Annotated in this window: 12 protein-coding genes; 9 read left to right on the forward strand and 3 right to left on the reverse strand. The window is 60.3% G+C overall.

The window, feature by feature from the left end:
• Window positions 1–162 precede the first annotated feature (162 nt).
• The 3 genes from NO347_RS15230 (at window position 163) to glmS (ending at window position 4,161) form a co-directional block, all read left to right on the forward strand.
• Complete coding sequence (locus NO347_RS15230; protein ID WP_256290524.1) at window positions 163–741, forward strand: metal-dependent hydrolase; 579 nt, start codon at window positions 163–165, stop codon at window positions 739–741.
• Window positions 742–1,476: 735 nt separating this feature from the next.
• A complete protein-coding gene (locus NO347_RS15235) occupies window positions 1,477–2,043 on the forward strand; it encodes a DUF7344 domain-containing protein (protein WP_256290525.1) in 567 nt (188 codons plus the stop codon).
• A gap of 258 nt (window positions 2,044–2,301) precedes the next feature.
• A complete protein-coding gene (glmS, locus tag NO347_RS15240) occupies window positions 2,302–4,161 on the forward strand; it encodes a glutamine--fructose-6-phosphate transaminase (isomerizing) (RefSeq protein WP_256290526.1) in 1,860 nt (619 codons plus the stop codon).
• Window positions 4,162–4,408: 247 nt separating this feature from the next.
• Here glmS and NO347_RS15245 read toward each other — a convergent pair whose 3' ends face one another.
• Together NO347_RS15245 and NO347_RS15250 are read right to left on the reverse strand one after the other, a co-directional pair.
• Window positions 4,409–4,633, reverse strand: coding sequence for a DUF7563 family protein (locus tag NO347_RS15245; RefSeq protein ID WP_256290527.1), 225 nt, complete (start codon window positions 4,631–4,633; stop codon window positions 4,409–4,411).
• 356 nt (window positions 4,634–4,989) lie between these two features.
• Window positions 4,990–5,268 carry a HalOD1 output domain-containing protein gene (locus NO347_RS15250; RefSeq protein WP_256290528.1) on the reverse strand — a complete coding sequence of 93 codons (279 nt, stop codon included), beginning with the start codon at window positions 5,266–5,268 and terminating at the stop codon, window positions 4,990–4,992.
• A gap of 463 nt (window positions 5,269–5,731) precedes the next feature.
• Between NO347_RS15250 and NO347_RS15255 the strand changes: the two genes are divergently transcribed.
• The 6 genes from NO347_RS15255 (at window position 5,732) to NO347_RS15280 (ending at window position 12,311) form a co-directional block, all read left to right on the forward strand.
• On the forward strand, window positions 5,732–6,115 hold the full coding sequence (locus tag NO347_RS15255) for a DUF7344 domain-containing protein (protein WP_256290529.1): 384 nt from the start codon (window positions 5,732–5,734) through the stop codon (window positions 6,113–6,115).
• An 847-nt stretch (window positions 6,116–6,962) separates the two neighbouring features.
• Entirely contained in the window at window positions 6,963–7,757 is a 795-nt protein-coding gene (locus NO347_RS15260) for an IclR family transcriptional regulator (RefSeq protein ID WP_256290530.1), read from the forward strand.
• 303 nt (window positions 7,758–8,060) lie between these two features.
• Window positions 8,061–9,575: an aldehyde dehydrogenase family protein gene (locus NO347_RS15265; protein ID WP_256290531.1), complete on the forward strand. Its 1,515-nt coding sequence runs from the start codon at window positions 8,061–8,063 to the stop codon at window positions 9,573–9,575.
• Window positions 9,576–9,597: 22 nt separating this feature from the next.
• Window positions 9,598–10,416 carry a mycofactocin-coupled SDR family oxidoreductase gene (locus NO347_RS15270; protein ID WP_121569574.1) on the forward strand — a complete coding sequence of 273 codons (819 nt, stop codon included), beginning with the start codon at window positions 9,598–9,600 and terminating at the stop codon, window positions 10,414–10,416.
• A gap of 66 nt (window positions 10,417–10,482) precedes the next feature.
• Window positions 10,483–11,514, forward strand: coding sequence for a metallophosphoesterase family protein (locus NO347_RS15275; protein WP_256290532.1), 1,032 nt, complete (start codon window positions 10,483–10,485; stop codon window positions 11,512–11,514).
• 47 nt (window positions 11,515–11,561) lie between these two features.
• Window positions 11,562–12,311, forward strand: a complete 750-nt coding sequence (locus NO347_RS15280; RefSeq protein ID WP_256290533.1) for a hypothetical protein — start codon at window positions 11,562–11,564, stop codon at window positions 12,309–12,311.
• A 153-nt stretch (window positions 12,312–12,464) separates the two neighbouring features.
• Here NO347_RS15280 and NO347_RS15285 read toward each other — a convergent pair whose 3' ends face one another.
• The gene (locus NO347_RS15285) at window positions 12,465–14,054 is read right to left on the reverse strand and encodes an APC family permease (protein ID WP_256290535.1); all 1,590 of its coding nucleotides are present in this window, start codon (window positions 14,052–14,054) and stop codon (window positions 12,465–12,467) included.
• Window positions 14,055–14,393: the final 339 nt, after the last annotated feature.

Consider the following 14,393-nt stretch of genomic DNA (forward strand, 5'->3'; position numbering starts at 1 on the left):
GCGCTGGCGGGCGAATCCGTGGCGAGGAGTCGAACCGACTCATCGACGACGAGTCGAATCCTGTTCGGAGGACGACTCTCGGCACTGTGCGAAGAACAACCAGAGCAGCGGGCAGCGGAACCGGGACTGGAAGGTCAGGGACCGACGGGAGCAGACGTAACGATGTGGCCGTGGGAACACGCCGCCGTCGGCTATCTCGTCTACTCGATCGTGGTTCACGTCCTCCGCGGCCGTTCACCGACGGGACGCGAAGCGATGGCCGTCGCGCTCGCGTCGCAGTTTCCCGACGTCGTCGACAAGCCGCTCAGTTGGGAGCTCGGCATCGTGAGCACCGGCTACGGCGCTGCCCACTCGGTTCTCTTCGCGGTTCCGTTGTCGATTGGCGCCGTCTACGTGGCCCACGTCTACGACCGCGGCCATCTCGGGGCGGCGTTCGCGATCGGTTATCTGTGTCACCTGCCGGGGGATCTCCTCCTCGGGTACCTGAACCAGGGACGGGTTCCGATCGAGAACGTTCTCTGGCCGGCTCGGATCGCTGATCCGGTGGGGGAGACTCCGGAAGGCGGATTCATCACGACGTTCCAGGAGTATCTCAGCGGCTACGTCGGCGAGATTCTCGCTGGAACTCCCGAAACGGCGACGCTCATCGGATTCGTCACTCTCACAGGGTGTTTCGTCGTCTGGCTCCTCGACGGGGCACCTGGCGTCCGCGAAGTGTTCGGTGCACTGACGTCACACTGATTTGGACGCCGTCGATCCGCTCGGGGCTGCGTTGAAACCGGTGGCGTCCGCAACCGCGCCTGACTAACTGCCGGTTTCGACAGCGCAGAGAGTTTTTGTCCGGACGTATCTCGATGTGAGAGAGGTAACGCAGCACCGATCCAGGGTCACGGCTACGGTGGGGCCGCGTGGCCGGTAGGCAAGTACGTATCATCGGTGCGCGATCGACGGGATCGTTTGCCGACTCGAACAACGCGGGTCATACCGATCAGTTCCGCAGAATACCCTAATTGCCACACTGAGGGAAGTTTATGAAACCCTATAGCAGTCTTAGGAACGTCATAATACAGGATTATTCGCCAAAAGCGTCGTATGGTTTTAATATCCTCCTTCTAAATTATGAGCCTGTCATACGACAAACAGCAACTGATTGTGACCGGATGAGTCGGGGCCTACCGCCCGCGGCATCCGGTCACAAATAAGACATACCGAGGCTATGCAAGGATTTACCAGGGGAGACAGGGCGCGCTCGTGCGGTGATGAGCTACTAGCGCGAGGAACGCCAGTCGTGACGCAGTGCAGTTCCCGAATCTGGGGTGGCCCGCCAAGGGACGCTGGCCCGAATAAAGACAACCCGTATCGCAGCGAGGCAGTTACGCCGAGCTTGAACGAGACAACATCCGAAGATACCAGATCTGACAGCGCCACAGAGTGCGATGCGCTCTCTGGGCATCCGTCGCGACTACCGAACAAACCATGAGCGTGTCCAAACAAGACCACAAAGAGCAATCGAGTTCCGATACAGAATCGCCTCAGACCACCGACGCAGAGGAGTCCCAGCCGCCCGAACCATCGCTCGACGTCGTCTTCGACGTGCTCCGGAATCGTCGCCGACGGCTCGTGATGAAAGCACTCGAGGAACGCGACGGCTCGACGACTCTCAGCGATCTCGCTGAACACATCGGGGGCATCGAGAACGACAAGCCGCCGCAGGCACTCAACGCCCAGGAACGAAAACGCGTCTACGTCGGCCTGTATCAGTGCCACCTCCCCAAGATGGACGACGCCGACGCGATCGAGTTCGACAAGAACCGCGGAACGGTCGAACGTGGCGAGATGGCGGACAGATATCACGAGTACCTGCAACGGGACGTCGACGCCAAGTCCGGCTGGCCGATTTACTACGGTGGCGTCTCCGCGGTGGCAGCCGTTTCCTACGCCGCTGTCGTCATCCTTGCCGGCCCGCAACCGATCGTCGCGATGGGGGCGCTGGTGCTCATCGGTGCACTCGCAGCGTACCACTGGTCGGGTTCCTCCGAGTGACACTCGATCGCAGCGCGTTAGGCGCCTTCTGCCGCCGGAGCCCGGGACGTACGGAAGAATATCGAATCCTGCGCTGCCAGCCGTTAGTCAGCTTCTGCAACGGTTGTGTCATCATAACAAAGCACATAAGAGTGTGAGATAGGGCAGGTCGTTCCGGCCCCGCTCGGGACGGCTCCGATCACTTATGACCCGACGAAATAGATCCGAGGAGCCGCGATCGTACCGCGTCGATATACCCGATCGAGCGAGGCAGTAGCGATGTGTGGGATCATCGCCCGCGCCGGCTTCGGTGACGCCATCGACGAGCTCGTTTCCGGCCTCCAGAATCTGGAATACCGGGGGTACGACTCCGCGGGTGTCGCCGTCCGAGACGAGAGCGGCAGGATCTCCGTGTGCAAGCGCGAAGGCGAGACTGACGCCCTGGAAGCCGCCCTCGAGGATCGTCGACTTGGCGGCGCTATCGGCATCGGTCACACGCGCTGGAGTACCCACGGTGCGCCGTCCGATGCCAACGCGCACCCGCACACCGACGACACGAGTCGCGTCGCAGTCGTCCACAACGGCATCATTCGGAACCACGATGCCCTCCGAAGCGAACTCCGCGATGCCGGACACAAGTTCACGAGCGAGACCGATACAGAGGTCATTCCCCACCTCGTCGCAGCGGCGCTCGAAGACGGTGCCGATCCGGAAGCGGCGTTCCACGAGACGACGGAGCGGCTGGCGGGAAGCTACGCGATCGCAATGGTCGTCGACGGCGAGAACACTATCTATGCGACCCGCAACGGGTCCCCGCTCGTTCTCGGCATCGGCGAGAACGCGAACTACCTCGCCAGCGACGTCCCCGCGTTCCTCGAATACACCGACCGCGTGGTCTACTTGGAAGACGACGACGTGGTCTCGCTCGACGCCGACGGCTATCGGATCACCGACCAGGACGGAACGCCCATCGATCGAACGGTCGAGACTGTCGAGTGGAGCGCCGGCGACGCTCGTAAAGGCGTGTACAGTCACTTTATGCGAAAGGAGATCGACGAGCAGCCGGTCTCGCTCCGACAGACTGTCGACGGGCGGATCGAAGACGGCCGGAGCGTACTCGAAGAGTTCCCGCCGGAGTACCTCGACGACGTATCCGACGTCGTCTTCGTTGCCTGCGGAACCTCCTATCACGCCGCGATGTACGGGAGCACGCTGCTTCGCCGGCGCGGAATCCAGGCGACCGCGCTGCGCGCCAACGAGTTCGCCCACGATCCGATGCCAGTGACAGATCGGACGCTCGTGGTCGCCGTGACCCAGAGCGGTGAGACGGCGGACACGCTGGCGTCGTTGCGTACGGCGGAGGAGTCGCCGGCGCGGACGCTCGCGGTCACGAACGTCGTCGGATCGAGCGCTGCACGCGAGGCCGACGACGCGCTGTTCATCCGGGCCGGTCCGGAGATCGGCGTTGCCGCGACCAAGACGTTCTCCTCGCAGGTCGCTGCACTCGCACTCCTCGCCGATCACCTCCAGGTTGGTCGAGCGTCCCAGTCAGAGGACCGCGAGATGTGGCCGGATACGACCGAAGCGACGGCTGACGGCGGCGTGGAGGGAACTCAAATCGACGAACTCGGGACGCTCCCGGATGCAGTCGAGACCGTCGTCAGCGACGGAAGTGCAGCCCGGTTGGCTACCCAGTACGCGGAGGCGGAGTCGTACTTCTTCATCGGTCGCGGTGTCGGCTACCCCGTCGCGCTCGAAGGCGCACTCAAGTTCAAAGAGATCACCTACGAGCACGCCGAGGGGTTCGCGGCGGGCGAACTGAAACACGGCCCGCTCGCGCTCGTGACGCCGGCGACCGTCATCGTGGCCGTGTTCACCGGCCGGAACGACGAGCGAACGCTACACAACATCCGGGAGGCCCAGAGCCGCGGCGCGCCGGTCATCGGAGTCGGCCCCGCGTCGGCGACCGAGGTGCGACAGTCCGTCGACGACTACCTCGAGTTCCCCGACGTGAAACCGAACCTCGCCGGCGTCCTGGCGAACGTGCACCTCCAATTGCTCGCCTATCACGCCGCCGAGATCCGTGATCGGGCGATCGACAAACCACGGAACCTGGCCAAGAGCGTCACCGTAGAGTAACAGACCGAATCTGTCGGTCGGGTGGGATCCATTCAACGCGTGCTGTTTCTATACGAGAGTAGGGTCGCAACTGAATACAGAGCTGATCGCACAGCGGTGTGCGATCACGTGTGTGAAAACTCACGAGCGGTGCGTAGTTGCTGTCGCTGGACGTGGATCAGTGAGCGGAAAAAGGGAGGACAAGCGTCGGTGCCTGCGGGCGTGTTGCGCTGGAGGGCCGAATAGCGGACGTGTGTGCAGCGGGAAGTTAGGGCGACCCGCCCGCAGGCCACTTGACCCGAGTGGCGCCGGTCCCGTCGCTCCCCTCGCGCAGCGCCGCCTCGCCGACGGCCAACTGCGTCCGCGTGAGGCAGTTCAGACACCCGTGAACGGTGTTATCGAGACCGAACACGCGCACGAACTGTTTGCTGACAGCCGCACCGCAGCGTTCACAGCGTCGATTCGAGTTCGTCGAACTGGTCCGTTCTGACATACAGGCTGGGATTGCCTAACATCATCTTGGTTATATGGGGAATAATCACTCGGGACCGGACAGTATGTCAGGCCAATATGCACGTCGATGTCGTCGTGGGGTGTAGTCAACGACAAACCCGCGCTAACAGGATCATAACGAAGGGGTTGGCGGGTCCTCCTCTAAGTGCCCGGACACCCGACGGTTGCCCCCACCCCCTTCACTGGCCCCCACACAGACGTCGGGTCTCGGGCGATTTTTACACGCTTGAGCGGCCAGTACACTCATAGGGATTATCGTACGTCCGCATAGATGTCTCGCCGGACAGTACGGCGAGAATCTCCGAACAGTGACGATAATCCCTATCAGTTAGCCGGTTACACCGAGTCGCGGGTCAGTCGATCGACGGTTACGGTGCCGTCGCTGCTGACAGTCACTGGATGTCCGGCGTAGGTGAACGAGATGCGGATCGGCTGGCCAGAGCCCGGTCCCGAAAAGAGTCGGTCGAGAGCGTCGGCGTCGACCGCCTCCCCTAGTGCGGGGAGATCTGTCGGTTCGCAGCGGATGGCATCGCTGAGAGATTCCACGACGGCGATAGACGGCGAAACGTGGCTCCACTCGTGCTGGTAGACGGCCCGCTCCTGATCGTCGGTCATCGGGACCACCTCTCTGAGGGGCGGTAGTGAGTCGTGCGGTGGCCGGAGGAGTTGGCGAGGTAGAGCATCATCTCGGCCGTTCGTCGTTCTCGTTGTTTGCAGTTGCGGTTTTGAGCCGAATAAATGGTCACAAAACCAAAATATGAGACAGCCGCAGCGTGGAATCCGCGGTGTCGTATCGGAAAGCCACAGTAGCCGTCTCCGCCAACTGCAGCAACGCCGTGAAAACATACGATCCGGTCATAAAAGTACCTACGCGGTGTTAATCTCCCATATGAGTCGGCTTGGAGAGAGTTTGTTGCGCGTAGATTGCGCCTACTAATGACGTTCAATCGAAAAGAACGTAGCGAGGATATGTACCCGACAACGTGTTCCCAAGATCGAATCGACGGCACCCGACAGCTCGAATTGAAAGGCACAGTGCCCGGGGGCAACTTCGGGTCCGGCCACGGTGGGACCGAGAATGAACCCTGACGGTGACGGGGGCGAGTTAACGGCCACCGAAGCCCTCAAACTGCTGGCAGGCGACGAACAACGACACATCCTCAAGGAACTCCTAGAACGTGGTCCCGGCGAGAGAGTGGACCTCCTGGAAGCGGAGACGCTTCGTGAGATTGCCGAGCAGACGAGCAGAGAGACAGCAGACACCGGCGCGAACGCCAACGTCGATATCGAGCGACTGGAAGTCGAGTTACGACACAATCACCTTCCTCGATTAGCGGAGCAAAACATCATCGAGTGGGACGAAAAGTCCGGGTCGATCACACGGGGATCAAACTTCGAGAGAGTCAGACCATTCATCGAGCGACTCGGCGAATACAGCGACGAGCTCCCCGACGACTGGTGATCTCGAAGAACGGGAGTCCACGCGAAAGCCTCGGGGTCGTTCGGAAGACCGAAGGTCTTCCGTGATGACGAGACGGCTCCGCCGTCTCGAACCACTTGACCCCGAGGCGATTTACGCACTCAATCGAACGACGCCGTGCGATCGCCGCGCGATCAGTTGCATACGCTACGATAGTCGTCTCACACTCGGCGAGTGGTAACTATCTGTACGAGTTATTCGATACCTTATGTTATAAAAGAAATTACTATAAAAATATATAATTAATATAATAATAGATTTATTTTGTTATAAAAGATTCTGAAGAAGGATATTGTATATAACTTGATCAAATAATGTTTTGTGCACTTTGGGGTCGCAATCGACTTCTCTCACAATATTTTAGCAGTATATACAAATATATTATGCCGGTAGTGACAGCAATTTTATTAATTTTATAATTGTTGTATTTTTGTATTTTACGCCAATAAGTATTTTAGTTGATGCAATTTGCGAGACGGGGGAGAAACCGCCCGAGCGGTCTGGCCAAAGCAGAATAACGACCGTACGACTGTTATACAGACCGCATATTCATTAAAAAAGAATCGAATAAGCGAACTCCGGTCGCGAAGTTGCCGTAGGACTGCGGTTTGCACGCCGTCACCTCGGAGAAGTCGAGTGAGCAAATATACAAGATATTTTCAAAAATCGGTGAAATTAGCACACATACTCAAATAATATTCCATTATAGGCCAATAGCGGCGGTTGGCGCGACAGACGGCGATTTCGGTCGGATCTGGAACGCGACTGGCGAACACAGAACGTTCGATTGTGCCAAACTATTAAGAAGTCGTCGTGAGAAATGTAACCAATGTCACAGCGCGACCACCCAACAGTGCAGACGACGCAGACGTCGTTAGACATCCTCTCGACGATCCAGGAGTTGGACGGGGCGCGAACGACCGACATCGTCGCTGAACACGACGTTGCCAAGAGTACGGCACACAAACACCTGACCACATTAGAGCGCGCCGGCTATCTCCGCAAGGACGGCGAGATCTATCACATCGGATTCAAGTTCCTGAACCTCGGCGAGTACGCCCGCGAGCGGTGGTCGTGGTTCGCGCCGGTCAAAGCAGCCGTCGAGGAGTTGGCAGATCGGACCGAAGAGGAGTGTGACTTCGTCGTCGACGATCACGGGCGCGTCATCACGATCTCGGAGTCCTACCACAAGTGGGCGAAATACGGGGCCGGGGACGGATCGAAACGCTACCGGGCGAACATCGGCACGTACTATCCGATGCACGCGACCGGATCAGGGCTCGCGATCCTCGCCTCCTACCCGCGGGAGCGAGTTGAGGCGATCATCGACGAGTGGGGTTTGTCGGCACCCACAGAGCATACGATCACCTCCCGACACGAACTGTTCGCCGAACTCGACCGGATCCAAGAGCGCGGCTACTCGATCGGGGATCGGTACTACGCCGAGGGGCTCAGAAGCGTCGGGAAGGCAGTCACCGGTGCAGACGGCACCGTGTTGGGCGCACTCAGCGTGTCGGGCCCGACGTATCGGATCGATGGCTCGGTACTCGATACGGAGATTCCCCGCGCACTCGCGACCGTCGTGGACTCTCTCGAATCGGAACTGGCGGAAACGGTCCCCTAACATACCGCGCACGGAAATCATCGGGGAGAGGCGGACCGGAACGAGTCGGCCGAAAGCTTTTGGTATGCGATCACACACGTTCGATCGTATGTATGTAGCTGTACGTGCACAATCCGGAGATCGATGCAGCATCGAGAGCATCGAGCGGCCGAAAGCCGATTTGACTCACACGGTCACGTGTCGGCAAAAGGGACCGAAATCGACGGAGACGCCGCAACGATCGAGGGTACCTATGTTGCGGGCGGACTGTCAGCGGCCCGCGCTCCGACGCCGAGTGTCCCTCGCCCGTGCGCTCTCGTGAGTATGTCTGAAAGTGAAGAACGGCGCGCCATCCGACAGCGACACCGGGCGGCGCACACCGAAGCGCTCCTCACGGTCGAAATCGGGCCGTGGGTCGACGGGGAGACGAGAGAACGCGACGAGCGCGTGGCGACGCGCGATCCGGTGATCGACGAGGCGATCGTCGACGTGCCGGCCTGTGATGCGGAGACCGTCGACCACGCGGTCGCCGCGGCGTGGCAGGCCTACGAACGCGAGTGGAGTGAGAGCACACCTTCGGAGCGCTCTCGGCGACTCTCCGAGTGGGCCGGCGTGCTAGACGACCGACTCGACGAACTGACGCGGCTCGAATCGCTCGATACGGGAAAGCCGCTGGCCGACGCGAGAAGCGAAGTCGAGGGCGCCATAGCCACGATACGATACTACGCCTCCGTCGTTAGGGCTCAGACCGGCGAGCAGATCCCCGTCGATAGACAGTTACACCTGTACACTCGCAGCGAACCGTACGGGGTCGTCGGGCAGGTGACGCCGTGGAACTTCCCGTCGTGGGCCGCGGCCTGGAAACTCGCCCCGGCGCTCGCTGCGGGCAACTGTGCCGTTCTCAAACCATCGGTGCACGCCCCGCTGAGCACCCTTCGAATGGTGCAACTCTCGAAGGGAATTCTCCCCGACGGGGTCGTGAACGTCGTCACCGGGCGGGGGTCGACGACCGGTTCTCACCTCGTCGAGCACGGCGACGTTCGAAAGGTCTCTTTCACGGGGAGCGAAGGGGTCGGAGCCGAGGTGATGCGTGCTGCCGCCGGACGGATCGCGCCGGTGACTCTCGAACTCGGCGGAAAGTCGCCGCTCGTCGTCTTCCCCGACGCCGACCTCGAAACGGCCGTCGACGCCGCCGCCGACGGCGTCTACTACAGTAGCGGCGAGATCTGTGACGCGCTCTCGCGGGTGCTCGTCCACGAGGAGATCCACGACGAGTTCGTCGGCCGGTTCGTCGAGCGATCGCAGGATTACGTTCTGGGCGATCCCTTAGAGGAGTCCACGACGATGGGGCCACTGACGACCGCCGAGCAGTTCGAGACAGTTGTGGAGTACATCGAGACGGGAAAAACCGAAGGCGCATCCCTCGCGGTCGGTGGTGGACAGCCCGACGACCCGGCGCTCGGGGACGGGCACTACGTCGAACCGACGGCGTTCACCGACGTCGACAACGGGATGCAAATCGCACGCGAGGAGATTTTCGGCCCCGTCCAGACCGTCCAGTCGTTCGAGACCTACGAGGAGGCGATCGAACTCGCCAACGACACCGAGTATGGACTCGCCGCCGGAATCGCAACGGAGTCGACCGACCGCGTCCACGCGGCGGCCGCAGACGTCGATGCGGGCGTCGTCTACGTCAACGGCTACGGTCCGATCCGACCCGAGGGACCCTACGGCGGGTTCAAGCGGTCCGGAATCGGCAGAGACCTGGGGGAAGAGGCGATCGAACACTACCGGCAGACCAAGACGGTGTACGTCAATCTCGACGACCCGTCGCGGTGACCGCCGAAACAAGATACCAACAATGCTAGACTACGATTTCAGCGGACAGGTTGCGTTCGTCACGGGTGCGGCCCGTGGACAGGGACGCTCACACGCAGTCGCGTACGCAGAACACGGCGCAGACGTCGTCGTCACGGACATTTGTGAAACCCTCGAAACATCAGACTACGAACTCGCGTCAAGAGGCGATCTCGACAAGACGGCCGAATTGGTCGAAGAGACTGGACAGGACGCGCTCAGAATCGAGATGGACGTCCGCGACGAGGCGCAGGTACAGGCCGCCGTCGAACAGACCCTCGAGGAGTTCGGCCGGATCGACATCCTCGCGAACAACGCGGGGATCTGGAATCTCGAATATCTCCACGAGATGAGCGAACAGACGTGGGACGAGATGATCGATACGGATCTGAAAGGCGTCTGGCTCTGCTCGAAGCACGTCGCCCAGCATATGATCGAGCGTGGCGAGGGCGGGAAGATCGTAAGTACCGCCTCGACGGCTGGACACGGCGCGAGCTATCGCGGCGGTCACTACACGGCCGCGAAACACGGTGTAGTCGGCCTGACACGGTCGTTCGCTATCGAACTCGGCGAGTACGGCATCAACGTCAACTGCGTCTCACCGACCGGGATCGACTCCCCGATGACGAACGGCCTGATCGAGAAGTACGGCGAGGAAGCGATCGGAGAGTTGAACGAGTACACCGGCAGTTGGAACGTGATGGACGACGGGCCGGTCACGCCCCAAGACGTGACCGAAGCCTATCTGTGGCTCTCTAGCGACGCCGCACGCTACGTCACGGGGACGGCGCTGGCGGTCGACGCTGGTCTGATGGCAAAGTAACGAGGCCTGTCGCAACGAAGCGGTCAAATCCCCAGCAATTTTTTCTGTGAGAAGCGAGATAGTTCGATGGGATCGACAATGAGTGTCATTAACACGCTCAAAGAGAAGCTCAATCAAGAGACATCCACAGACGAGGACGCTGGAATGGAAAAGCCGCAGGGTGTGACCAGGCTGTTCTTCGCGACAGACGTCCACGGATCGACCGCGTGCTGGAAGAAATTCATCAACAGCGCGGATTTTTACGACGCGGACGTGCTGGTCCTTGGTGGCGACACGACCGGGAAGGCGATTTTCCCGATCGTCGACGAGGGCGACCGCTACACCTACACGCGACAGGGTGACGAGCACACGATCACCGAGGAGAGCGAACTCGAGGATCTGTTGGAATCGCTTGAGAACACGGGCTATTATCCGTACGTGATGGATCAAGCGGAGTATGAACAGCTCCAGAGCGCCGACGATGATGAGCGGCAAAACGAGATCTTCCTCTCGGAGATGAAAGCGCGAATCGAAGAGTGGATCGACTTCGCGGAGGCACGATTGGACGACACACCGGTGTACGCCTGCCCGGGCAACGACGACCCCATCGAGATTGATCAAGTGTGGGAATCCGCGGGCTGTATCGAACTCGTCGAGGGCGACGTCGTCGAGATCGGGGACCGATACGAGATGGCCAGTTCCGGGTGGACCCATCCGACGCCCTGGGACACCGACCGAGAGGAATCCGAAGACGAACTCCGCGAGCGCTTAGAGGCCGTCGTGGGGAAGGTCGACGACTACGAGCACGCGATTTTCAACTTCCACGAGCCCCCGTACGATTCACAGTTAGACGAGGCACCAGAGTTAGACGAGGACCTCCGGCCGAAGTTCGGTGCACAGTCGACCGAGCCGGTCGGGAGCGAAGCCGTCCGCGAAGTCATCGAGGAGTACCAGCCGCCGCTGTCGCTACACGGGCACATCCACGAGTCACGCGGACAGACCGAAATCGGCGAGACGACGGCGATCAACCCGGGGAGCGTCTACTCCGAAGGCTCGCTCCAGGGGGCCGTCGTCGATTTGGGTTCGAACGTCGACGTCGTCGGGCTCGTTCGGGGATAAGTTTACGTTGCTTGATGAGTGTTATCACACCGAGAGGTGAAAGCCCCGTGAACGAGCCCGAACCGCGGCCCGATCCGATCGAGGAGGGAAAGCGCGTCGTCGAAGCGGCCGACGAGCGGGACCTGACGGTCAGGTTGATCGGCGGAACGGCGATCAATCGCCACGCCGAAACCGCACGTGAGGAGCCGTTCAAGCGGGGATACAGGGACGTCGACTTCGTCGGAACGCGCGAGGAGGAACCGGAGATCGTCGAGATGATGCTCGGTCTCGGCTACGAGGCGAACGAGCGCTTCAACACGATGCGGCGGTTCCGGCTCGAGTTCTTCGATCCTGTCAACGAGCGCAAGGCGGATTACATCATCGACAAATTCGACTTCTGTCACGCCTGGAGCCTCCGCGACCGGATCGATCAGGACTACCCGACGGTTCCAATCGAAGACCTCCTGCTTTCGAAGCTCCAGATCGTCGAAGTGAGCGACCGCGACGTCCGTGACATCCTCGCGATGCTCACAGATCACCCGGTCGATTCGACCGGGGACAACGAAGCTATCGACCCGACCTACGTCGCTGAACTCTGCAGCAGCGACTGGGGACTGTGGCGTACGGTGACGCTGAGCCTCGATCGGGTCAGCGAATACGTCGAGACAAACGACCTGCCGATCGACGAACGCGAAGTGCTCTCGCGGGTCGAAGCACTGCGAGACGCGATCGACGACCGGCCGAAGACGCTTCGATGGAAGCTCCGTTCGGTCGTCGGCGAACACAAGCAGTGGTACAAGCGCCCAGAGCTCGGGTGACCGGCACGATTCGAGAAACGCCGGTCACCGTGAGGCGTCGTCAAAAAAAGAAGACACGAGTTTTCAGTGGCGTCATAGGGATTATCGTAAGCCCTGCTAGATGCCTCGCCGGACGGTACGGCGAGGATCTCCGAACAGTGACGATAATCCCTATCAGTCTTTGGGGATTTCCGCGTGGAGGGTGTCGAGGTCGACGCCCTCCTGTGCGCGGTAGTACTTCATCCCGACGTAGAGGATCGCAGAGAGCAGATAAAGCACGCCGAGGAAGCCCATCGATCGTAGATTGTTGAGGCCGTAGACGCTCTCGGTCGCCCAGAGGTAGAACACCGACAACAGGATGGCCGCATACACGCCGGCGACGATCGAGATGACTGGAACGCCGGCGACCTCGTACTTCGAGACGGGGTTTTTCGAGAACAGCTCGGGTCGACGCCACGGGAATAGCATACACGCGATCGTCGTCCCGAAGAAGGTGACGGCGATCGCGAAGGTGGCCGCGAGTGTCAGCGTCTGGAAGCCGGGCGCGAAGAAGTAAATCACCGTGAGGATCGCGGCGGGGATCGCCATCAGCAGGATGGCGTTGAGCGGCGTGTTGTAGCGCCCTCGGACTTCGGAGAACACCTCGGGGATCGTCCGGTCGAACGCCGTCGCGAAGATGACCCGCGTCGACGAGAGGAAGACCGTTCCGGACCACGCGAAGAACCAGCCGCCCATCAGAATCGCCATCAGTTTCGCGAGGACGCCGTTGCCCATCGCGATCGCCGCGATCGTCGTCGGGGCGGACAGCCACTGCTGTGCGCCGGCGCCGACGAAGTAGTTGTAATTCAGCGCCTGATAGAACGTGTAGCCGACGGCCGCGTCGAACAGCGGCCAGAGGACGATCGCGAGGCCAGCGGCGGCGAGGAGCGCGCCCTCGAAAACGCCGAACATCTTCTTGACCTCACCGGCTTCGCGCACCTCACCGAACAGCGTGGAGCCCCACACCGTCCACATAATCCAGAACAGTAACATCGGGAAGAGCTTGTACGATGCCCCCCAGTTGAGATTCCACAGCGGGGCAAAGCTCACAGAGGTCCCCTGGATGATGCCGTTGTAACTGGTGCCTGCCATTCCCCACGCGTCCATCTGGGTGTTGAATGCAGTCTGGAACTGCGAGGGCGACGTGGTGAGTAACCCGCCGATGAAGATGAGCAACCCGAGGACGCCGACGTAGAACAGCGCCTGTTGGATGCGCGCGTACCACTTCATTCCGAGGCTGACGTAGACGAACACGAACGCGACGACGACCATCGAGGAGACGAACAGACCGAGACTGGAGTTCCAGAAGTTCGCCAGTTCGACGAATCCGAACAGCGCCGAAACCGGACCCAACACGAGCCACGAGAGGATCGATCCGTAGATCGGGACCCACAGCCACAGAATGAATACCCAGCCGGGCCACGAGAGGAAGAACCCCCAAAAACCGCTCAACAGCCGGCTCTGCCAGACGTAGTCGCCCCCGACACGGGGCATCGACGCGACGAGTGTCGCGTACACGAGGTTCTGAAGCGTGAGCGCGACGACAGCGATGAGCGTCGCCAGTATCGGGCTTCCCTGGGGAATGAACGCGTTGAACGTCCAGATGTAGAAGCCCAACGTGACGATGTTCACTGACAGGAACGCGTAGATTCCTGCGTCGTACGATGACCAGTCTCTGACCAATCCTGTCGCTTCTCGGACGAATAGGGTATCGTCCCCTGACATTTCTCGTACCTCCGTGCTACAACTACTCACGGCAATACTTAACATTAAGGGAGTCATTTATATAATTGAAGCTGCTTGCGGGCGCTCGACCGGAACCGCACACCTTGCAATAACACGCCCAAGCCGAAGCGAAGTGGTCGAACGCGGCAGTGGTGTGGCATCTGAGCGGAGTCGGGGCTGCAGTACGCCAACTTATCGGCCTTCAATATTACCTAATATTATGATATTATTTTCCGTTCGAACTTGAGTTTTCAGGTCGCAGTTAATGTACAGTCAGCGCTAGCACCGTACTATCTACGCTAGAGGCTAGTTGTGGGACTCAAATTTCACCAAACTCTA

Source organism: Halobellus inordinatus (assembly GCF_024464655.1).
Lineage (GTDB): Archaea > Halobacteriota > Halobacteria > Halobacteriales > Haloferacaceae > Haloquadratum > Haloquadratum inordinatus.